This is a genomic window from Sphingomonas sp. 28-62-20, assembly GCF_002281505.1.
Genome location: NZ_NCGH01000008.1, coordinates 37,949 through 58,693, shown reverse-complemented (window position 1 = coordinate 58,693; position 20,745 = coordinate 37,949). Strand labels below are relative to the sequence as shown.

Genomic DNA, 20,745 nt, shown 5'->3' with positions numbered 1-20,745 from the left:
TGGTCTTGCCCGTAGGACTCCCCCGCCCCTATAGCAGGCCATGCCTGATGATCTCTTCGCCGCCACCCAGGGCAACGCCGCCACCGATTATGACGCCTCCTCAATCGAAGTGCTGGAAGGGCTTGAACCCGTCCGCCGCCGTCCCGGCATGTATGTTGGCGGCACCGATGAGCGCGCGCTCCACCACCTCGCCGCCGAAGTGCTCGACAATGCCATGGATGAGGCGGTGGCGGGGCACGCCACCCGGATCGAGGTAACGCTGGAACCCGGCAACCGGCTGACCATCGTCGACAATGGCCGCGGTATCCCGGTCGATCCGCATCCGAAATTTCCCGACAAGTCGGCGCTCGAGGTGATCCTCTCGACGCTCCATTCGGGCGGCAAGTTTGATGGCAAGGCCTATGCGACCAGCGGCGGGCTGCACGGCGTGGGCGTCAGCGTCGTCAACGCGCTGTCGTCTGACACCATGGTTGAGGTCGCGCGGAACAAGGAGCTGTATCGCCAGCGATTCTCGCGCGGGATCACAATGGGCCCGCTCGAACATGTCGGCCCCACCCCCAACCGGCGCGGCACATCGGTCAGCTTCGTCCCCGACGAGCAGATTTTCGGCCCCGAGCTGCATTTCAAACCGGCCCGGCTCTACAAGCTCGCGCGGTCGAAGGCCTATTTGTTCGCGGGTGTCGAGATCCGCTGGAAATGCAGCCCTGAGCTGATCGGCGACGACACCCCGGCTGAAGCGGTGTTCCAGTTCCCCGGTGGCCTCGCCGATCATCTGCGCGAACAGATCGCCACCCGCGAATGCGCGACCGCTGACTTCTTCTCTGGCTCGCAGGATTTCCCCGACGGCCCCGGCGGCATCAAGATGGGCCGCGTCGAATGGGCAGTCTCCTGGCCGTTATGGAGCGACGGCAGCTATAGCTGGTATTGCAACACCATCCCCACCCCCGATGGCGGCACCCACGAAGCGGGCTTACGCGCGGCGCTGGTGAAGGGCATTCGCGGCTATGGCGAGATGGTCAGCCAGAAAAAGGCCAAGGACATCACCGCCGAGGACATCATGACCGGCAGCGAGCTGATGCTGTCCGTGTTCATCCGCGACCCGCAATTCCAGAGCCAGACCAAGGACCGGCTGACCTCGCCCGATGCCGCGATTTTGGTCGAAAAGGCGGTGCGCGACCATTTCGACCATTTCCTGAGCAACAATACCGAACGCGGCAAGGCGCTGCTCGCTTATGTGCTCGAACGGATGGACGAGCGGCTCGCGCGCAAGGCCGAACGCGAAGTGAAGCGCAAAACCGCCACTTCAGCCCGTAAGCTCAGACTCCCTGGCAAGTTGACCGATTGCTCATCGGACGATCCCAAGGGCACCGAGATCTTCATCGTCGAAGGTGACAGCGCGGGCGGCTCGGCCAAGCAGGCGCGCGACCGCAAGACACAGGCGATCCTGCCGATCCGCGGCAAGATATTGAACGTGGCGTCGGCTACAGCCGCCAAGATCGGGGCCAATTCCGAAATCGCCGATCTCATCCAGGCGCTCGGCTGCGGCACGCGCAAGGACTGCATCCCCGATAATCTGCGCTACGAACGCATCGTCATCATGACCGACGCCGATGTCGACGGCGCGCATATCGCGACGCTGCTGATGACGTTCTTTTTCCAGGAAATGCCAGACCTTGTCCGGCGTGGGCACCTCTACCTCGCCCAGCCGCCACTCTACCGGCTGACCGTCGGCGCGAAATCGCTCTACGCGATGGACGACGCCCACCGCGCTAAAATCGAGGCGGGGCCGTTCAAGGGCAAGAGTGTCGACGTTTCGCGCTTCAAAGGGCTCGGCGAGATGAACCCGATGCAGCTGCGCGAAACGACGATGGACCCCAAGACCCGCCAGATGATCCGCATCACCCTGCCCCAGGAATATGAGGAGCGCGCGGGTGTGAAAGACCTGGTCGATCGGCTGATGGGCAACAATCCTGCCCACCGCTTCGCCTTCATTCAGGAAAATGCTGCGCGGGTGGATGAGGACGCGATCGACGCTTAGGCGTTTAGTCGCGCGCGAAACCCGCCTTGCGCGCTGACGTGACCGCAATCGCGAAGCAACCCGCCAGCAACCCCGCGTCCTTCAGCAAAAACTGCGCGATTCCGCCGATAAACGGCGCACCATAGCCCGGCTCCCAAAGGGGCGCGCCAAGAAGGAAGCTCAGCGTGATCAGGAAGGTGCACATGCCCATCAGTCCGCCGAGCAGGCTGACGCGTGCAGACCATGCCCCGATCGCCAGCGCTGCGCCGGTGGAGAGTTCGATCGTACCGATGACGTTGCTGGCACCCTGCGCACCCCAAATGGGGTACATCCAGGCGAACAGCGGATATTGGCTGGCGATTTTGGCGACGCCTTCAGCTTCATAGGTCGCGAACTTCGCAATCCCGAAGAAGAAAAAGATGATCACTAGCGACCAGCGCAGCGCGGCGATGGCGGCGGCGTCGCTTGGAACGGGATAACGGTTGGTCATGGAAAAGGCCCCTTTGGAACGAATGGATTGACCAGCCATTCGTCCGCGCGGGGCGATTGGTTACGCGGGGGTTGACCATTCCTCGCGCAGTAGCCCCCAGATCAGGCTATCGCGCACGCCGATATGCGTCTCCCACTCGCCGCGTAGCCGGCCTTCCTGCGTAAAGCCAAGCCGCTGCAGCAGGCTATTCGAGGCGGCATTATCCGGATCGGTATCGGCGAAGACACGGCGATGACCCTCCACCTCGAACAGAAAATCGATCATCATGGCAACTGCTTCACGCGCGATGCCGCGTCCCCAATGAGCGCGGGCAAGCGAATAGCCGATCTCCACCACCCCGCCCTGCCGCTTTTCGTGTGCGCCCAGGGTTCCGATCGCGCGATCATCGCCGGTCAGCGTGATTGCCCAACGATACCAATCATCGGACGCAACCGTCTTCTGCACGCGGTCCAGTGTCTGCTCCAGCGTCTCGTGCGGCGCATGCGACCACCAGGCCATCAGTTCGACATCGCTGAAGATTGCGTGGAGCGCATCCGCATCCTCGATCACCAGCGGGCGGAGACGCACCCGTTCGCCGTCGATGACCGGCGTATCGATCACCCCGCCAGCGCTTCGACCAGCGCCTTCACCTTTTTCTGGCGCCATTGCGGCAGCGGCGCGACCAGCCAATAGCCCAGCGCATAGGGTTTGGGATCGCCAATCAGCTCGACCCGGCCCGATGCAATATCAGCGCGTGCAACCAGTTCGGGCACGGTCGCCCGCCCCAGCCCCTGTGCGGCGGCATCGATCGCGAGGCCCGCATCGCCAACGCGCACCAGCGAGACTTCGGGATCGTTGAGGCAGCCCGGCCAGGAAATCCGCGTGTCCGCGCCGCCGCCGGGGCGCTGGATCGTCACCATCCCGTCGGATTCGAGCGCCTCGCCCTCATGCTCGCCCGGCCCCTCGCCCCAGCGGATTGCCAGATCGAGATTGGCTTCGGTAAAATCGATCAGTTCATCGGCATTGACCAGCACGAAGCGCAACTCACCATCGCCGCGCGCGATTTCGGCAAGGCGGGGAAGCAGCCATTTTTCCGACAGGTCGCGGGGGGCGGCGATCGTCAGCGACTTGGACGACTGCCCCGCCTGCATCGCGCGCACGGCCTCCTCAAACTGCAGGAAGCCCGAACGCAGCGCCGATAGCCCGGCCTCACCCTCGGGCGTCAGCTCAAGCCCCTTGGTCGTGCGGCGAAACAGCACGGTGCCGAGCGTATCCTCAAGCGCGCGAATCTGTTGTCCGACCGCCGCCGGCGTCACCGCCAGCTCATCGGCGGCGCGGGTGAAGCTCAAATGACGGGCCGCGGCATCGAGCACGCGCAGCCCATTGAGCGGCAAATGCGTCCGCTTCATCCCATCACCGCCGGGGCGATCAGGGCAAATTTTGGGATATCGACGTCGAAGCCCGATCCGTCACTGCCCATCATGTGATAGCTGCCCTGCATTGAACCCGCCGGGGTCGATAGCGGGCAGCCCGAGACATAATCGAAGCTCGCGCCTGGCTCGATCAGCGGTTGTTCGCCGACCACGCCCTCACCCTCCACCGAATGCCGCTGACCGCGCCCGTCAGTGATGATCCAGTGGCGCGTCAGCAGCTGCACAGCGAACGGCCCCTCATTCTCCAGCCGGATGTGATAGGCCCAGAACCAGCGCCCCCGGGCCGGATCAGATTGTTCGGGCAGATAGCTGACCGATACTCTGACGATCACCCCCCGCGTCTCGGCGACATTGGGGAACAGCGCCTTCATGGCAACCTGCCCCGTTTTGCTCCTGCGCAGGCAGGAGCCCTGGGTCGCGGGTGTCGCGCGTTATTACGCGGCGCTCCTGCCTTCGCAGGAGCACAAGGAGGCAGCATCCTCACAGCCCCACCGTCGTCAATGCCTGGTCGAGATCGTCGATCACGTCGGCGGGGTCCTCCAGCCCGACATTCAGCCGGAGCAGATTTTCGGTCACGCCCATTTCGATCCGCTTCTCCTCGGCCACGCCATAATGCGTCGTGGAGGCCGGATGCGTCATCAGCGATCGCGAATCGCCGATATTGTTTGAGATATCGACGAGCGCCAGCGCATCGAGCAAGCCGTGCGCCTGCGGGCGACCACCGGCCACTTCGAACGCGAAGATCGGCCCGCATGCCGACATCTGGCTCATCGCCAGATTATGCTGCGGGTGGCTGGGCAGGCCCGGGTGAAGGATGCGGGGCACTCGCGCTTCCAGAAACTTGCCCACCTTCAGCGCATTCTCGCTCTGCCGCCGGATGCGCAGGTCAAGTGTTTCCAGCCCCTTGAGCACCACCCAGGCGTTGAACGCGCTGAGCGTTGGTCCCGTGTTGCGGGTGAAGGGCAGCAAAGTGTTGTTGATCCACTCAGCCGTCCCGCACACGGCGCCTGCCAGCACGCGGCCCTGCCCGTCCATCATCTTGGTCGCCGAATAGGCAACGACGTCCGCACCATATTCCATCGGCCGCTGCAGCGCGGGCGTAGCAAAGGCATTGTCCACCACCGAGGTAATGCCGTTGGCGCGCGCGATATCGCAGACCGCCTGCAGATCGACGATATCCATCGTCGGGTTTGCCGGAGTTTCGAAGAAGAACACTTTGGTATTGGGCCGCCGAGCATCCTCAAACGCTTGCGGATCGCGCGCATCGACCACCGTCGTCGCGATGCCGAACTTGGGCAGCAACGTGTCGACCAGCCAGCGGCACGACCCGAACGCCGCCCGCCCCGCTACGACATGATCACCCTGTTGAAGCTGGCAGAGCATTGCCGCCGTCATCGCCGCCATGCCGGTCGCCATCGTCCGGCATGCCTCCGCCCCCTCCATCAGCGCGATCCGCTCTTCGAGCATTTCGACCGTGGGGTTCTGCAGGCGGGAATAGGTCATGCCCTGCTGTTCACCGGCAAAGCGCGCAGCGGCATCGGCCGCACAATCATAGGCATAGCCAGAGGTGAGGAACAGCGCCTCCGACGTTTCGCCCCATTCCGATCGAGCGGTGCCACCCCGCACGGCCTGGGTAGCCGGGCGCCAATGGCGGGTGATTTCGCGATCTTGTCCGGTCCGGCGTTTCATGACCAATGCTTTGCCGGGCGGGGGCACTCCCCGTCAATGGGGCGTAGGCCTTGAACGACCGTTTCGAAGGTGGAAAGGACGGGCTATGAGCCTCGAATCGCGCGCCTCCCGCCCCTGGGCAACCGCCACCGGCATCGGCCTGGCCGCTGCGCTCCTGTTTTTGATCAACATCACCCGCCCCCTCAAGCTGGTATTCGATGAGACGCATTATGTGCCGGCGGCACGCTATCTGCTGACGCTGGCAAGGCCGATCAACACCGAACATCCGCTGCTCGGTAAGGAAATTATCGCGCTCGGTATCCTGTTGTTCGGCGACAACAGCCTGGGCTGGCGTTTCTTTTCCGCAGTTGCGGCGACGGCGGTGGTGGTTGGCGTATTTGCGATTGCCTGGCTGCTGCTCGGCCGACTTCGCCCGGCGATCTTCGCTGCCCTGTTCACGATGCTGAACTTCACCGTGTTTGTGCAGGCGCGGATCGGCATGCTCGATGGGTTTATGGCGGCGTTTGTGGTCACCGGCATCGCTGCAATGATCTGGGCAATGCAGGGGAACGGGCCGCAGCTGATCCACCGGATCGCGCTGGCGGCGGTGCTGTTCGGGCTGGCCGTTGGCACCAAATGGGCGGCGGTGCCCTATGTCGGCCTGGCCGGCCTGGCGATCCTGCTGGCGGACAATCGTGTAGCGCCGGCGCTGGGCGGGCAGCGCGTTTTGGCGGCCGCCTTGTTCGCTGGCGTTAGCCTGCTGACCTATTTCCTCACCTTCCTGCCCGCATTTTTCTACGCCAACGATCCGCTGACCCTGGCCACATTGCTGCCCTTTCAAGCGGCGATGTTCGCGCAGCAAACCTTGCCGCTGCCGCCACACACTTATCAATCGAGCTGGTGGAGCTGGCCGCTCGACATGCGGCCGATTTGGTATCTCTATGAACCCGTTGACGGGGCACAGCGCGGCATATTGCTGATTGGCAATCCGGCAATCCTGTGGGGCGGGCTGATCGCGGTGGCGGCCTGCCTCTATGCGTGGTGGCGAGATCGCGCCGTCGCTGTCGGGGCGATCGCCGGGCTGTGGATCGCCGCCTATCTGCCGTGGATCATCATCCCGAAAAAAATCGGCTTTTTCTATTATTATTATCTGCCGAGCATCTTCCTCTGTCTCGCGCTCGCCGCCGCGTTCGACCATTTCGGCAAGGGCCGACTGCGCCATGCCGACGCCTGGTTCGCAGGGCTGGCGGGGGTATTGTTCATCTATTTCTACCCGATCCTGTCGGCAGCACCGCTCGCCGGGCCAATGAGCTTCCTGAACTGGATGTGGTTCTTCAGCTGGAGATAATCGGGCGGCTAGAGCGTGAAGACGTTAGGTCGCTTCAACCTCATAGCCGTTCGGGCTGAGCGAAGTCGAAGCCCACGCGCTTCGCATGCCCTTCGACTTCGCTCAGGGCGAACGGGGTTTGGGTTGATCCAATCCAAAGTCATCAGACTCTAATACCGCCCCCAAGTGAAGCGCGATGACAGCGCATAGTTCCACACCGCGCCAACCAGCACGCCGACCAACGCCGATGCCGCCCAGGTGCCGCTTTGCACATCATGCAGAAAACCGGCCACGCCGATATTGGCGACCAGCCCGACCGAGCACACCACGCAAAATGATACCCAGCCATCAAGCAGCGGCCTGAAACCCCGCAATCGCCGGTCGCGATAAGTGAGCGCGTTATTGAGGAAGAAGTTCATCGTCATCGCGGCAAAGGCAGCAACAATCTGCCCGCCCAAAAACTCGGCGCCTATCGCCAGCATGATCGCCAAAACCGCCATATGCGCGGCAACGCCGATCGCACCGATCACCGAAAACAGCGCAAAGCGCACGGGCACGTAACGGCCCAACATCCGATCATATAGCGCGATCAGAAATTCCATCGCGACGACATGATCAAGCTTGCTCTCGCCAATCGCGCGGGTGCGAAATGTATAAGGCAGCTCCAGAAAGGTCAGCGGTTTGCGGCTGCCGGTCATGATATCCAGCAATATCTTGAAGCCGATCGCTGCCAGATTTGGCGCGAGCGCGCGCACCAGATCAGTGCGGATCATGAAGAAGCCACTCATCGGATCGCTGAGATCAGCCTTGAGCACGAAGCGCGACAACCGGGTGGCAAAGGCCGATTTGGCGACCCGGTCGCTATCCCACTCGCCCGTTCCGCCATCCCCGGTAAAACGCGACCCGATCACGACATCGAGCGCGGCATCGCGCTGCAACGCGTCGAGCATTTGCGGCAACAACGTCTCGTCATGCTGGAGATCGCCATCGATCACGGCGACCAACGGCGCGGCGGTTGCGCACATCCCCTCGATACAGGCCGACGACAGTCCACGCCGCCCAATCCGCTGGATCACGCGGACCCGGCTGTCGCTGCGGGCAATGGCGCGAGCGGCATTGGCAGTGCCATCGGGGCTGTCGTCATCGACGAAGATCGCCTCCCAGCCGTGCCCCGCCAGCGCAGCGTCAAGCCGCGCCACCAGTAGCGGCACATTTGCCGCCTCGTTAAAGGTCGGGATGACGACCGCCAGTTCAAGCATGTCCGTCTTTGTCGTCAACGCCGGTCCCCGAGCCGCTATTGGCTCGATTCGCCTAGGCGAGGGCTAACCCCTTACGCAACCGCTCTCTTGAGGCGATCGATCAGGCGCGTCCGCGATGTCAGCGCTTCACGACGCCTGTCAACCAGCACGTTGCGCTCCAGAAAATGGCCGGTAATGGCGAGACCGGCCAGAATATCGGGCCAATCGGTCGGCCCGCCGATCCGCAAAAAGGCAGGTAAGGGCAATAATCGCGCTGCATGATCGCCCGCTGCCGCACGGCTCACCGCGCCACCGCTGCGCGGGCTGACAAAGGCAAGATCATCGGCCGATCCCGTCACCACGCAGCTCTCCAGATCAAGGCCAAAACCCAGCTCGGCGAGCAACAATAACTCATAGCGCACCAGGGCGGACGCCCAACCGCGCGCGGCGGGTGCTGCTTCAACCGCCTCAAACAGCCCGGTCAGCGCGTCATGCAACATGGCAAAGGGTTGCGCCTCTGGCAAAGCCGCGGTCGTCAGCACCGTCGCCCAATCAAGCAGCGCGGCGGGCAGCGGCTCTGCAAATAACGGCGCGCGGCTGTGGATCAGCTCCACCGTCAGGCTGCTCAATTGCTCTTCGGTGCGGGCGCGCCATTCCCCCAGCACCAGATTGGCGGGTTGCAGGATTGGTCGCACGCGACGCGACCTGCCGCCGCGCACATATCCAGGCTGTACCCCGTGCGCGCGGGTGAGCGCGCGCACGACGGCGCCATGTTCGCCATGCGCGCGGATCGACAGAATCAGGGCTTCGGCTCGAATATGCACGCCCGCGCTATAGCGGTTGCGCGACCGACGACGAAATCAGCGCCGCAGCCGCCGCGCGACCTTTTGCAACCCCAGCCGATTGGTCGCCCGCTTGCCCAGCGCCATGCTTCGATCAAAGGTGCCCAGCGCGACGGTCGTCAGCCGATTGACGAGTGAAGCGCGCAGCAACAGCATATCGATGCAGGCAACGCCACCGGTCGCGAACTGGCGCTTGTGCTGGCCATCGCCCTCAGTGAAATCGAAGCGCGTCAAATTGCCCTCGGCAAACAGATCGCGGAGCGCCTCCATCTGCAGAACGCCGCCAGGCGACAGATCGTTGAACGCCGGATCATGGCCGACATGATCATAGCGCACGGTCCCCGCACGGACCGTCAGATAGAGATAGGCCGCTGGCTCACCGGCGACATAGAGCAACCAGGCGCGCACCGAGCCGGCCGCCGCCGCGCTATACATCTGGCGCAGAAAAGCTTCGTCGTCGGGCAGACCGCTGCCGAGCAGCCGCTCCTGATAGGTGCGCAGCGAGATGCGCCGCGCGGTATCATGAAACTCGGTCAGCTCGTCCGGAGTGCGGAAGCGGCGCACGTCGAGCATGCCGCCCGATACCGTCGTTACCTTGCGCGCCTTGCGCCGCATCGCCGACCGGGTGTTGGCGGATAACGACGCCTCATAGGCTTCGAACCCCGTCGTCAGGTCAATGAAGTGGCGGGTATAATGCTGACGGACAAAGGCGATCATCCCACCGCCAGCGAAAGCCATCGCATCACGTCGATCGGCAGGGAGCGACGTAATCGCATAGCCATGGGCGGTTCGATCGAGTGGCGGCAGGACCGGCAAGCGCCCCTCCATCGCCTCTTCGAGCGATAGCGGTACCCGCACCAGCTGGCGCTGCACAGCCATCAGCGTGCGCGCGCCAAGCTGGAAACGCAGGGGCAGCGGGGTCGCCGTCATAACGCCCGCTCCGAAACCATGTTCGACCAGAGCTGTTCGGCCTGCCGCCAGCGAAGCCGCGTCATATTGGGGCGCAACGGCGTGTCATCCTGCCCCAGGCGGAGCTCGGGGCGATCGGCAAAATGCTGCGTCGGCAGGACATCGCGGCGTTCGTCGAGCAGCGCGCACAGCATGTCGAAACGGCGAACATGCACCGCATTCGGACGCGTTCCGGCGCGATTGGCAAGTTCAAATCCATGGCTGACGATCGTCACTACGGCATGATCCTGGTCAACCGCATGATCCAGCGCCGCCCGCATCTCGTCGACTGATAGCGCGCAAATCTGGAAATGTCGCAAGGCTCCCTGGCGTTCTTCAATCAACGTTACCGGCACTTCGATCACCCCCCCCCGCGCAATTGGAGCAATCTGGCGCGCCGGCAGACCGATCCCGCTCGGATGCGGATGGACTGACCCATTATGGCTGGTGTCATAGTCAAAGCCAAGCGTGGCGAGCGCCGCCAATGTATCATCATTGCCGGCATAGTTGCCGCCCCGAAACGCAACTGGCGGCAAGGCGCCTGCCGCCACCAGCAAATCACGAGCTTTCTCGATCAACGACAATTGTTCGTTGAAATTATAATCGCTGAGATGAAATCGGCTGAGCGACCCCTGATGATCGCCGCTCGCAATATTCGTCCAATTGGGATGGAGGTGCAGATCAACGTGCTGCCCGGCTGACTGGATCGCATCGATCACGCGGCGAAACGGATCGAGCCCATAGATTAATGCCGGGATCGGATCGACAAAGAACGACCCCTTCAGATCGTGTCGGCGCAGCATTTCAAGTTGATAGGAAAGGCCCACACCCGCTGGTTCGAACGAGCGTTCGAACAAGGTCGCAGGATCGAGCCCGGCAGCATGGTGCCGCCACATAATCTCGACATCGACCGTCAAAAAGACCGGCGTTGGCATGGCACACGGTTTAGGCGCCCACGGTGAAGAAACTGCAAATAAGAGAAATTACATTTTATTGCTGGCAGTTAGTACATTCAACGCGCGTGGAAAAAATCATAAAGGCTCTGTGCCATTGCCGTAGAAACGCCGGGTGCTTTCTGCAGATCCTCAAGGCTTGCATTGCGGACAGCGCGGGCCGTGCCGAAATGCATCAGCAGCGCCTTTTTGCGTGCCGGCCCAATGCCCGGCACCTCATCCAACGGGCTCGCGCCGATTGCCTTGGCGCGTTTCGCGCGGTGCGCCCCGATCGCGAAACGATGCACTTCGTCGCGTAATCGCTGAAGATAGAACAGCACCGGGGCGTTGACCGGCAACTGGAATTCGCGCCCGTCCATCAGGTGGAACACTTCGCGCCCATCACGACCATGATGCGGCCCCTTGGCGATGCCAACCAGGCAGATATCCTCAATCCCCATTTCCTCCAGCGCCCGCCTGACGACATTAAGCTGCCCGCGCCCGCCATCGATCAAGACCAGATCAGGCCAGTCATCGCCATCGCGCTCGGCCACTTCATCCTGACCATTCGCGTCCGAATATTTGGCAAAGCGGCGTTGGAATACCTCGCGCATCATGCCGAAATCATCGCCAGCGATGGTTTCGGGCCGCTTGATGTTGAACTTGCGATACTGGCCCTTGCGGAAGCCCTCTGGCCCAGCGACGACCATTGCACCCAGCGCATTGGTGCCCTGAATATGGCTGTTGTCATAGATTTCTATCCGATCGGGCGGCTCGCCAAGATCGAACAGCTCGGCCACTTCGCGCAACAATTTCGCTTGGGTCGTGCTTTCAGCCAGCCGCCGATCCAGCGCCTCCTCGGCATTGCGCTTGGCCTGATCGAGCAATCGCCGTCGAACCCCGCGTTGCGGCGTCGACAGCGCCACCTTATGGCCAGCTGCGGTGCCCAGTGCCTCGCCCAGTAACGCCCCATCGGCAAGATCGCGATCAATGAAGATCGTTCGCGGCGGCGGCACTTCTTCATAAAACTGGCTGAGAAAACTCATCAGCACTTCGTCTTCGGGGACATCATTGGTATGCGCCGGGAAGAAGCTGCGATGCCCCCAATTCTGGCCGCCGCGAATGAAAAACGCCTGGATACCCATCACCCCGTCACGATTGGCCATCGCGAAGATATCGGCGTCGCCGACCCCATCGGCATTGATCGCCTGCGACCCCTGAATGAAGGTCAGTGCACGCAACCGATCGCGCAGGATTGCCGCCAGTTCAAAGTCCATCGCCTCGGCAGCCGCCTCCATCTGCTTGCCAAGCTTGGTCTGCACCTCGGTCGATTTACCCGCCAGGAACGCCTTGGCGTCATCGACCAGCTCAGCATAATCATCGGCACCGATCCGCCCTACGCACGGCGCGGAGCAACGCTTAATCTGGTAAAGCAGACACGGCCGATCGCGGTTCCGGAAGAAACTATCGCTGCAACTGCGAAGCAAGAACAGCTTTTGCAGCGCATTGAGCGTGGTGTTGACCGATCCCGCACTGGCAAACGGCCCATAATAATTGCCCTTGGCCCGCCGCGCGCCACGATGCTTCTGGATACGCGGAAAATCATGATCGGCACGCAGCAGGATGAAGGGGAAGCTTTTGTCGTCCCGCAGCAGCACATTATAGGCCGGCCGGTACCGCTTGATCAGCTGCGCCTCGAGCAGCAGCGCCTCTGCCTCATTATTGGTCGTCACGATCGTCATCGATCGCGTTTGGGCGACCATCCGCTGCAGGCGGCGCGGGAGCCGATCGACCTGGGTATAGTTGGTCACGCGGTTCTTCAGCGCGCGTGCCTTGCCGACATAGAGCGTGTCACCGCGCGCATCATTCATCCGGTAAACCCCCGGTCGCGCGGGCAAGGTCGCCAGAACATTACGGATTGCCGCAACCCCGGCATCAAGATCAGGCGCATCCGACCCACGAACCGTGTAGGTGGCCTTGTCTTCGTTGAAGCGATCGGGTTGGTTGGGGCCTGTCATTGGCTTCAGTTAGGACGCCGGGCAAGGCGCAACAACGGCTATATTGATCGACAAAGGGCAGAACCGCATGGATGTTAACGGCAAGACGGCCTTGGTGACCGGTGGCACCGATGGCATCGGCCTTGCGCTGGCACGCGCGCTGCGCGCCAAGGGGTGCCGCGTTATCGTCTGCGGCCGCGATCCCGGCCGCCTCGCCGCTGCCCATGCCGAGGGAATGGAAGCGATCGCCGCTGACCTCGCGACTGAAGCCGGCTGCGACAAGATCGTCGATGTCGTTCGGCAATGGCCGATCGACATCCTGGTCAACAATGCTGGCGCTGGGGCGACCTATGACATTGCTGAGTCCGTTGATCTCAACACCGTCGATCAGTGCATCGCACTGAACCTGACCGCGCCTATCCATCTAATCACGCGGTTGATTACCGGGCTACGCGCGCGCCCCGAAGCGATGATCGTCAACGTTACGTCGGGGTTGGCCATCGCGCCCAACAAGGGATCGCCCGTCTATTGCGCGACTAAGGCGGGCCTGCGCGGCTTCACAATGGCGCTGCGCGCGCAGCTTGCCGACACCAGGGTCCATGTCATGGAGGTGCTGCCGCCGGTGGTCGACACGCAGCTAACGGCAAGCCAAACGCGCAAGAAAATGCCCGTCAACGAATGCGCCCGGCAAATATTGGTGGCGATTGAGGCCAATCGCGCCGAAGCCAATATCGGCATGACCAAATTATTAAGCGTGGTGCACAATATCGCGCCGGTGATCGCGCGCAGACTGATGCTGCGATACTGAACAACGCGCCGTCAGCCGAATTGTCGGCAAACGGCGCGTTGCTAAAGCAATGGCTTACTTGATCGCGGCGAGACCGTCGGTGATCTTCTTGATCATCTCATCGGTGATCGCGCCACCCGAATAGGGCTGAACCTGCGCCAGGGTCATCGCTTTGAACTGGTCAAAGCTCGGATGCTGCGAGAGCCCAGGAATCGCGCCTTCAACAACCGCCTTGGCGGCAGGGCTGGCAACAAGCTGCTCAATCGGCGAATCAATGGACAACTTCGCCGGGGCAGTTGCGGCTGCGCCTGGCGTCGCTGGCGCGGGCGCTGCTGGCGTTGCGGGCATCGTCTGGGCAAGAACCGGAGTCGCAGTGAGCGTCAGCAGGGCGACGGCAGCAATCAGCTTCATGAAAAGATCTTTCTCGATGAGGAGGGCGTGATTCGCCCCGAACAATCAAAGCGCAAAATTGCGGCGATAGCTAGGCGGCCAAAGAAGGTCGCCAGGCTATCCTATCCGTATCAATCAGTTAATCCGCGCCAGTCCGGCAATCGTGCGATCGACCAGCGGCTTATCCGCCCCAGCATCATGCCGACTGGCAATGATGTGTTGCGCCGCATGGGTCGCCGCATCGGCGGCCTTGGCGCGCAGATCGGCAATTGCCCCGCGTTCAGCGGCGGCAATCTTGTCTTCCGCCATTTTTGAACGGCGGGCCATCAGATCGGTCGCGTCGGATTCTGCCTTGGCGAGCATCAATTTTGCTTCGGCCTCTGCCTGCGCGATGATCGCGGCAGCGTCGCCAGCACTGGCGGCGCTGCGCTTCTTTGCGTCGGCGAGCAACGCTTCCGCCTCGGCCCGGATCGCGGTTGCCTCGTCAAGCTGACGCTTGGTGTTGGCGATGCGCGCATCGAGTGCTTCGGCAATCTTCTGGGGTGCCTTGGCATAAAAAATCGCGAGCAGCAGGAAGATCGTCAAGCCGACATAAACCCAGCCCTCGGCGCTCAGGCCGAGCAATGTTGGGCCGTGTTCTTCGTGACCGGCGGCTTCCGCAGCGGCGAGAAGGAGAGTGTTCATCGCATCCGCTCCTTAAGCCAGTGCCGCCCGAGCGGCCGAGACCGCATCGGCATCGGCTGGGCGGTTACCCGTCAATTTCTCGACAATGGCGGTCGCCGCCTCTGCCGCGACGGTCTCAATCTCAGCCAGCGCCTTGTTGCGGGCCGCATCGAGTGCGGCCTGTGCCGTTGCTGCCTTTTCATCGAGCGCCGCATTGGCCGCCGCGAGCTTTCCTTCGACGGCCGTCGTTGCAGACAAGCGCGCGGCAACAAGCTGGGCCCGCGCCGCGTCCTGTGCCGCGGCGACGCCCGCATCATAATCCAGGCCAAGCTGGGTTGCTTCGGCCTGTGCCTTTTCTGCGGAGGCGAGATCACCCGTCATCTGGTCTTCACGCGCCGTAATCACCTTGCCCAGCTTGGGCAAAGTGAGCTGGACGACACCAAAATACAGGATCGCGAAAAAGATCGCGAGCCAGATCAGCTGCGGCCAGAAAACGGTGGCAAATTCAAACTGAGGCATTGATCCCGCCCTTTACGGAGAGTGGCGAGTCTTACGAGAAGGCGAGCGCGAGCGCGACAACGGCCGCGATCAGGCCGAGCGCTTCGGTCACAGCGAAACCGAAGATCAGGCGGCCGCCCATCTTGGCGTCAGCTTCTGGATTGCGCAGCGCGCCGTTCAGATACTGGCCGAAGATCGAACCCACGCCGATCGCAGCCAGACCCGCACCAATCGCCGCGAGACCTGCGCCGATAACCTTTGCCGAACCTACGTCCATTGTAAAACCTTTCAAGTTAAATCAGTAGTTTAAGGGTAAACTTAGTGAAGATTGATCGCATCGTTCAGATAGAGCGAGGCGAGCAGCGCGAAAACATAGGCCTGCACCACAGCGATCAGCACCTCGAGCGCCGACAGCGCGACGTTGACCGCCAGCGGCAGCACGCCGAACACATAAGGCAGCGCGCCAAACGAGCCGAGCGCGACGACGAAGGTGCCGAACACCTTCAGCAGGACGTGGCCCGCCGTCATGTTGGCGAACAGTCGGATCGCCAGGGTAAACGGACGGCTGAGGAAGCTCAGAAACTCAATCGCCGCCACGAAGATCGCGAGCGGCAGAAAGGTCTTCTTTGGCCAGAACAGGCTGAAGAAATGCAGGCCGTGCTTGGCGAAGCCAACGATGCAGACGATCACGAAGACGAGCAACGCGAGGCCGAAGGTGACGGCAATATGGCTGGTCGGCGTAAACGCGCCGACCCAAGGGATCAGACCCAGCAGGTTGCAGACCAGCACGAAAATGAAGAGCGAAAACAGCAGGGGAACGAAGCGGCGCCCTTCGGGGCCGACATTTTCGTCGAGCATGTTTCGCACGAAATCATAGAGATATTCTACCGCCGCCTGCATGCGCCCGGGCACGAGTTGCGGCTTGGCGGTGCCGACGAACAGGAAGATGGCGATGCCGACCACCGCAATCGCCATCCAGAGCGACGAATTGGTGAAGGACGCATCGAAACCCGCCACATTCAGCGGCTTGAGCACCTTGAGCGCGAACTGTTCCATCGGGCCGGCCATATCGGTCGCCTTACTTCCTGTTGCCGCTGGTGGGATCGGCGTCAAACTGCGACGATGTTTCCATCGCGCGATAGACGCCGGCGGCAAAGCCAAACACCAGCATGATGATCATGGCCCAGGGCTTTGACCCCAGACCGGTGTAGTTGTCGATGCCCCAGCCAATGGCCGTTGACACCAGAACCAGGCCGACAAATTCAATGCCGATCGCCCAGCCCTTGTTTTCGGATGCTGCCGCTGCCGACGGGCCGGCAATGGCATGCTCTGCTTTCGCACGCGCAATTCGGGCCGCTAAGTCATCCGGTCCGTTCTGGCGATCGTCTGCCAACGCGAGCACATCCTGATAAGAAAACGCCGCCGCGCAACAAGCGGGCGACGCGAAGCACCAGCAAGCCAAGGCCGCCGTTGCGGGGCCCGTTTAGAAAGGGGGGGCTGGCAAGTCAACCGGGCGTGGCCCCGGCTGCAGAACAGCCGGGGTCAGCCGGGTTTGAGCGTGCGCACCGAATTCAGAGACAGCGCGAATCGCGCTCCGGCGGAGCATTGGTGCGGGTTTTCCAGCTGCCATTGGGGGATTGATATTTTTCACCCGGCACCGTCATCGCAATCAAGTTGCAGCCAGAGGCAAAGGCGAATTGCTCAACGGTCGCGCCATCAGCGGCGCTGCGCGTATAAGCGGCCTTGCGTTGAATGTTGATGTTGTTGACCAGCGCGTGCAGGGTCGGCGTATCTTCACCGACAATGCCCAGATAACCGTCGGTCTTTTCGCCGACCTGCCCGGCTGAGCGCGCGGCCTGATAGGCAGGATCACGCTGGGCCAGCGCCGCCGTTGTTACCAGGCCAGTGGCGAGAAGGGCGACAGCGGCAATCGCCAGCGACCGCGTATTGGGCGAAAACTTGATCATCAGAATATCCCTCCGTTGCTCTCAATCAGCGCCTTTGACTTGCCGTCGATGCGATAGACGATGTCCTGGGTGATCTTGATATTCAGATTGATGACAATCGGCTTGTCAGGCGCGGTGACACTCACACAGCCGCCTGCAAACCCAGTGGCGCTCAACAGCGCGATCGTCATCATCGTCCTCATATCACCCTTGGTCGGTCTCCTGGCACCGTTCGTCAATGCGATTTGTGTCATGGCAGGGTCTCGCTTGCAGGGGGCTGAACGGGGTTGTCAGCTTTTGTTGGGGTTGGCGTTGTAGTTCGCGGTGCAGTCGGGCCGGGTTGCGGCGGCGCGCCTGATTGGCGCTGAAGACTTTCATTCTGTTCGCGGATCAGGTCAGGCAGATGGAGCTCGATCAGCCGCTGCGGATCGTAATAGGACTGGGCCGAATCGATCAGCTGCCGGAACGGGGCCTGGATCCGAATATTGAAAATCAGCGGCAATTTCTGCAGCCGCCGAATCAGAAAGTTGCTTTTGCTGCCAGCGCCTTGGTTGACGCCGGCAAAGCTTACTTCGGTGATCATCTCGCCGGCCAGCGGCCCATTCATCTCGATTGCCAGCGATTTATACTGCAATGATTTCAGCGCCTGAAATGCCATATTGCCCCAGAAACCCACATCACGCTGCGAGACTTCACCGACATAGGCGATGGTCCCCCCCGTTTCGCGCACCGTCAGATGGCCACCCTCAATCCGCCCGCCCTGTTCATCGAAAATCATCGGCAGCAGGCCATCAAAAGTGCCGGTCGCGTCGAGATTCTTGAAATCAAACTGCTGCAGGAATTGCGCCGCATCGACGCCTTCAACGCGAAAAGTCAGCCGCCGACCATGGCTTTCGCTGAAATCCAAAATGCTGGGTTCCAGCACCAGAGATCCACCGGCAAAGGGCCAGCGCCCGCCCGCGACCGCCACCCGCGATCCCGACAGCAACTGATAGCGCACTAGCCCGTCGAGCACCGGCACGCCGGGGTTCACATTGGCGATCGTCGCGGACTGGCCCGGCGCGGTTTCCAGGTTGAGCAAATCACTAAACCGTATCTCCCCCGACAGGCCGGTAACCGGGCCAAAGCCAGCGGCAAGATCAGTATTGGTCGTTCGAAATACCCCGGTGCTGGTCACGCCATCGCGCGTCCAGTTGATATGACCGTCGCCTGAAACAAGCCCCCGAACATCGGCGATCACGCCATAGGTAAAACGCGTCAGCTGAGCGGGCTGAAAAGCCTCGCCAAAACGGATGCCGGGAACGCTGAGATCAGCATGGCCAACACCGCTATCGAGATCATGCGCCAGCGCGACATCGCTGACCCGAATACCGGTTTCTGGATTGACCAGCATAGCGCTGGCCGTGATCTGATTGTCTTCCAGCGCGAACGCCATGGCGTTGGCGGCGAGCGGAAAGAATCGCGGATTGGCATCGGCATCTGCCACATTGAGCGTGCCTGCCAGCACCAATTTGCCGCTATCGAACCGCCAATCACCCGCGCTGCCCGACATCAGCAGTGGCACATGCGCGATCTGCCCTGCCCCGCCGCCAAAGCTGCCGCTTGCCCCTGCGCCAGCCAGTCTCCCGCTGACCGACGAGATATCCAGCATTGAGCCGTCATCCGAATCGCCCAATCGGGCGGCGAATTGCGCAATCGAGAAATCGCGATTGGCAACGCCGAAGCGTGCATCAGCCGCCGCCAGGGTAATCGGCGTGCCGCTCAATTGGCCAGCGACACGCAGCCCGGCGATATGGCCGCCACCGCTCAAGCGATTGCCCTCGGCCCGCAACAGCGAATCGCCGCTCGCACATAAGGTGAAGCGACTGGCCGCCAGCACCAGGCCGCTGACCGCCAGACGATCAAACCCCACCGGCGCGCAGCCCGGATTGATCCGCCAACCGGCCTTGCCATCCCAATAGGCCGCGATGCCGATCCGGCCGCCATCGATCCGTCCCGAACCGATCGGCCCTGACAAGCTGGCTCGAGTGGTAATCCGTGTGGCACCGCCCGGCGCGGCGCTGAAATCAAGCGCCTGAAACGCCAGCCGCGCCTTGCCAGCGACATAAGGGCGCACCAGCGCACTGCCAGTGATCGGCGTACCCGCTGCCGCCTGGTTCAGCTGCACTGCCGCCTCTGGCAATCCCCCGCCGACCATCGACAGCAGGCCGTTCACGCGCAGCCCCCGCGAATCGATCTGCACGCCGTCGCCGTCATTCAGGCTGAACTGCCCGCCGCTCACCGATTCGGCACGCACGCGGGCAACCGCGACCCGCACGCTGCCGTCGGTCTGCGTGGCCAGATCAAGATCAGCCGACAAGGTGAGTCCCTGCGACGCCGCGACCGCCGCGCGACCAAATTTGACCATCAGCGGCCCGATCGGCGTGCCGTCTCCCGTCGCGCTGAGATCTGCCAGACGCTTGCGCCAGGCCGGGGTAAGCGCTGCGCCCTTGGCGGAAGCCTGGCCCTGCATCGCCGCACCGTCGCTCCCCAGCGCATATCGGCCGACCAGCACCAGCGAATCACCTGCCAAAGGATCGGTGCGAAACGCTCCGGTGCGCAGATCAACCGCGCCCGTCGTGCGCCGCGCCGATCCCGTGAAATCAATCGTGCCGGCCAATTGCTTGAGCTCTGCTGTCGGATGGCCCAGCCGATCAACCGCGATGCGCGCCTTCCCCTGCCAGCGATCAAGCGGCGATTCGAGCGTGGCATCAAGCAACGCCTCTGCCCCCGATACCCGAGTCTTGCCGCACACCAGCAACCGGGCGCGCAGCGGGCCCGCTAGATGAGGTTGCCGCGCCGTCGCCCGGACCGCCCAAGTGGCAGCGAGCCGATCAATCGCGCAGTCGGCAATATCGAGATGATCGGCAATTACCGCCATCTGTCCGGCAAAGCCGTTGTCCAATCGACCCTGCCCGATCAGCTTGATCCCGATCACGCCTTCGGGCGCTTCAATCCGCATGCGACCATCGGCGATATCGAGATTGATGGCGGGCAGCATGAACGGCGCGCCCGTGGAGGGCGGCAATAATCGGTCAATCGCGCCGAGCGACAGTTTGCCTTCGGTCAGCACCCCACGCACCCGCACCGATCCGGCGCGCAAGCCGGTCACAGTCGGGCCGATTAGTCCGATGCTGGTATCTACCTCGATCCAGTCAGCCACTAAATCGGGGCGCTTCGGATCGCCGATCACCACATTGGTCAGCCGCTGGCGATCGAAACCCAGATCAGCAATGGTGTAGCGCGCGGTAACGCCGCGATCAGCCAGGGCCTGGATAACATAACGATCGGCGATCGGCTTGCGCTGGCTCCAGACGATCAGCAGGCCACCGAGAACGACCACCGCCACACTCAACGCGCGGCGAGACGTGCTGTTCAGCCAATGGCGCCGACGCAGTATCGGCGTGGGTGCGGCATCTGGCGCATTATCGCTGTCAGCCGTCACGGCAATCATCACTCCTCACGCGCCCCAACCGGCAGCAACCAAGCATAAGCCCCGAAACCATCAGCGCAATTGCTTGGCTGACGAAGAATGCGTAACCCTTAGAATA

General features: G+C 62.3%; 22 protein-coding genes. 3 read left to right on the top strand and 19 right to left on the bottom strand.

What is annotated here, in order from left to right:
* Positions 1 to 40: 40 nt before the first annotated feature.
* Complete coding sequence (gene parE, locus B7Y43_RS08255; RefSeq protein ID WP_374131159.1) at positions 41 to 2,038, top strand: DNA topoisomerase IV subunit B; 1,998 nt, start codon at positions 41 to 43, stop codon at positions 2,036 to 2,038.
* A 4-nt stretch (positions 2,039 to 2,042) separates the two neighbouring features.
* On the opposite strand, the gene B7Y43_RS08250 is transcribed toward parE, so the two are convergent.
* The 5 genes from B7Y43_RS08250 to B7Y43_RS08230 all read right to left on the bottom strand — a co-directional run bounded on the left by B7Y43_RS08250 (position 2,043) and on the right by B7Y43_RS08230 (position 5,608).
* Positions 2,043 to 2,507 carry a YkgB family protein gene (locus B7Y43_RS08250; protein WP_374131158.1) on the bottom strand — a complete coding sequence of 155 codons (465 nt, stop codon included), beginning with the start codon at positions 2,505 to 2,507 and terminating at the stop codon, positions 2,043 to 2,045.
* A 60-nt stretch (positions 2,508 to 2,567) separates the two neighbouring features.
* Positions 2,568 to 3,107, bottom strand: a complete 540-nt coding sequence (locus B7Y43_RS08245; RefSeq protein ID WP_374131157.1) for a GNAT family N-acetyltransferase — start codon at positions 3,105 to 3,107, stop codon at positions 2,568 to 2,570.
* Entirely contained in the window at positions 3,104 to 3,895 is a 792-nt protein-coding gene (locus tag B7Y43_RS08240; RefSeq protein ID WP_374131156.1) for a LysR family transcriptional regulator, read from the bottom strand. Before B7Y43_RS08240 ends, B7Y43_RS08245 begins: the two co-directional genes overlap by 4 nt.
* Positions 3,892 to 4,290, bottom strand: coding sequence for a Co(2+)/Mg(2+) efflux protein ApaG (gene apaG / locus B7Y43_RS08235; RefSeq protein ID WP_374131155.1), 399 nt, complete (start codon positions 4,288 to 4,290; stop codon positions 3,892 to 3,894). Before apaG ends, B7Y43_RS08240 begins: the two co-directional genes overlap by 4 nt.
* 109 nt (positions 4,291 to 4,399) lie before the next feature.
* Positions 4,400 to 5,608, bottom strand: coding sequence for a PLP-dependent aspartate aminotransferase family protein (locus tag B7Y43_RS08230; protein WP_374131154.1), 1,209 nt, complete (start codon positions 5,606 to 5,608; stop codon positions 4,400 to 4,402).
* An 85-nt stretch (positions 5,609 to 5,693) separates the two neighbouring features.
* Between B7Y43_RS08230 and B7Y43_RS08225 the strand changes: the two genes are divergently transcribed.
* Positions 5,694 to 6,935: a phospholipid carrier-dependent glycosyltransferase gene (locus tag B7Y43_RS08225; protein WP_374131153.1), complete on the top strand. Its 1,242-nt coding sequence runs from the start codon at positions 5,694 to 5,696 to the stop codon at positions 6,933 to 6,935.
* Positions 6,936 to 7,084: 149 nt separating this feature from the next.
* On the opposite strand, the gene B7Y43_RS08220 is transcribed toward B7Y43_RS08225, so the two are convergent.
* The 5 genes from B7Y43_RS08220 to uvrC all read right to left on the bottom strand — a co-directional run bounded on the left by B7Y43_RS08220 (position 7,085) and on the right by uvrC (position 12,892).
* Positions 7,085 to 8,173: a glycosyltransferase family 2 protein gene (locus tag B7Y43_RS08220; RefSeq protein ID WP_374131294.1), complete on the bottom strand. Its 1,089-nt coding sequence runs from the start codon at positions 8,171 to 8,173 to the stop codon at positions 7,085 to 7,087.
* 71 nt (positions 8,174 to 8,244) lie between these two features.
* Positions 8,245 to 8,976 (bottom strand): DNA repair protein RecO, encoded by a 732-nt coding sequence (recO, locus tag B7Y43_RS08215; protein WP_374131152.1) that lies wholly within the window; start codon positions 8,974 to 8,976, stop codon positions 8,245 to 8,247.
* 36 nt (positions 8,977 to 9,012) lie between these two features.
* Entirely contained in the window at positions 9,013 to 9,924 is a 912-nt protein-coding gene (locus B7Y43_RS08210; protein ID WP_374131151.1) for a GNAT family N-acetyltransferase, read from the bottom strand.
* Entirely contained in the window at positions 9,921 to 10,877 is a 957-nt protein-coding gene (locus B7Y43_RS08205; RefSeq protein ID WP_374131150.1) for a polysaccharide deacetylase, read from the bottom strand. Before B7Y43_RS08205 ends, B7Y43_RS08210 begins: the two co-directional genes overlap by 4 nt.
* Before the next feature lie 77 nt (positions 10,878 to 10,954).
* Positions 10,955 to 12,892 carry an excinuclease ABC subunit UvrC gene (gene uvrC, locus B7Y43_RS08200; RefSeq protein WP_374131149.1) on the bottom strand — a complete coding sequence of 646 codons (1,938 nt, stop codon included), beginning with the start codon at positions 12,890 to 12,892 and terminating at the stop codon, positions 10,955 to 10,957.
* A gap of 67 nt (positions 12,893 to 12,959) precedes the next feature.
* Here uvrC and B7Y43_RS08195 point away from each other — a divergent pair, with 67 nt between their 5' ends.
* Complete coding sequence (locus tag B7Y43_RS08195; RefSeq protein WP_374131148.1) at positions 12,960 to 13,679, top strand: SDR family oxidoreductase; 720 nt, start codon at positions 12,960 to 12,962, stop codon at positions 13,677 to 13,679.
* Positions 13,680 to 13,733: 54 nt separating this feature from the next.
* Here the strand turns inward: B7Y43_RS08195 and B7Y43_RS08190 are convergent, their stop codons facing one another.
* The 9 genes from B7Y43_RS08190 to B7Y43_RS08150 all read right to left on the bottom strand — a co-directional run bounded on the left by B7Y43_RS08190 (position 13,734) and on the right by B7Y43_RS08150 (position 20,648).
* Positions 13,734 to 14,069, bottom strand: coding sequence for a hypothetical protein (locus B7Y43_RS08190; protein ID WP_374131147.1), 336 nt, complete (start codon positions 14,067 to 14,069; stop codon positions 13,734 to 13,736).
* Positions 14,070 to 14,183: 114 nt separating this feature from the next.
* Positions 14,184 to 14,732: a hypothetical protein gene (locus B7Y43_RS08185; RefSeq protein ID WP_374131146.1), complete on the bottom strand. Its 549-nt coding sequence runs from the start codon at positions 14,730 to 14,732 to the stop codon at positions 14,184 to 14,186.
* A gap of 12 nt (positions 14,733 to 14,744) precedes the next feature.
* Positions 14,745 to 15,230, bottom strand: a complete 486-nt coding sequence (locus tag B7Y43_RS08180; RefSeq protein WP_374131145.1) for an ATPase — start codon at positions 15,228 to 15,230, stop codon at positions 14,745 to 14,747.
* A 31-nt stretch (positions 15,231 to 15,261) separates the two neighbouring features.
* Positions 15,262 to 15,486, bottom strand: a complete 225-nt coding sequence (locus B7Y43_RS08175) for a F0F1 ATP synthase subunit C (protein ID WP_066649790.1) — start codon at positions 15,484 to 15,486, stop codon at positions 15,262 to 15,264.
* Positions 15,487 to 15,527: 41 nt separating this feature from the next.
* On the bottom strand, positions 15,528 to 16,277 hold the full coding sequence (locus B7Y43_RS08170) for a F0F1 ATP synthase subunit A (RefSeq protein WP_374131144.1): 750 nt from the start codon (positions 16,275 to 16,277) through the stop codon (positions 15,528 to 15,530).
* Between the two features lie 10 nt (positions 16,278 to 16,287).
* Positions 16,288 to 16,602, bottom strand: coding sequence for an AtpZ/AtpI family protein (locus B7Y43_RS08165; RefSeq protein WP_374131143.1), 315 nt, complete (start codon positions 16,600 to 16,602; stop codon positions 16,288 to 16,290).
* A gap of 178 nt (positions 16,603 to 16,780) precedes the next feature.
* Positions 16,781 to 17,176 carry a YdbL family protein gene (locus tag B7Y43_RS08160; protein ID WP_374131142.1) on the bottom strand — a complete coding sequence of 132 codons (396 nt, stop codon included), beginning with the start codon at positions 17,174 to 17,176 and terminating at the stop codon, positions 16,781 to 16,783.
* Positions 17,176 to 17,346 (bottom strand): YnbE family lipoprotein, encoded by a 171-nt coding sequence (locus tag B7Y43_RS08155; RefSeq protein ID WP_374131141.1) that lies wholly within the window; start codon positions 17,344 to 17,346, stop codon positions 17,176 to 17,178. The genes B7Y43_RS08160 and B7Y43_RS08155 overlap by 1 nt, the downstream gene beginning before the upstream one ends.
* A gap of 59 nt (positions 17,347 to 17,405) precedes the next feature.
* Positions 17,406 to 20,648, bottom strand: coding sequence for a YdbH domain-containing protein (locus B7Y43_RS08150; RefSeq protein ID WP_374131140.1), 3,243 nt, complete (start codon positions 20,646 to 20,648; stop codon positions 17,406 to 17,408).
* Positions 20,649 to 20,745 lie beyond the last annotated feature (97 nt).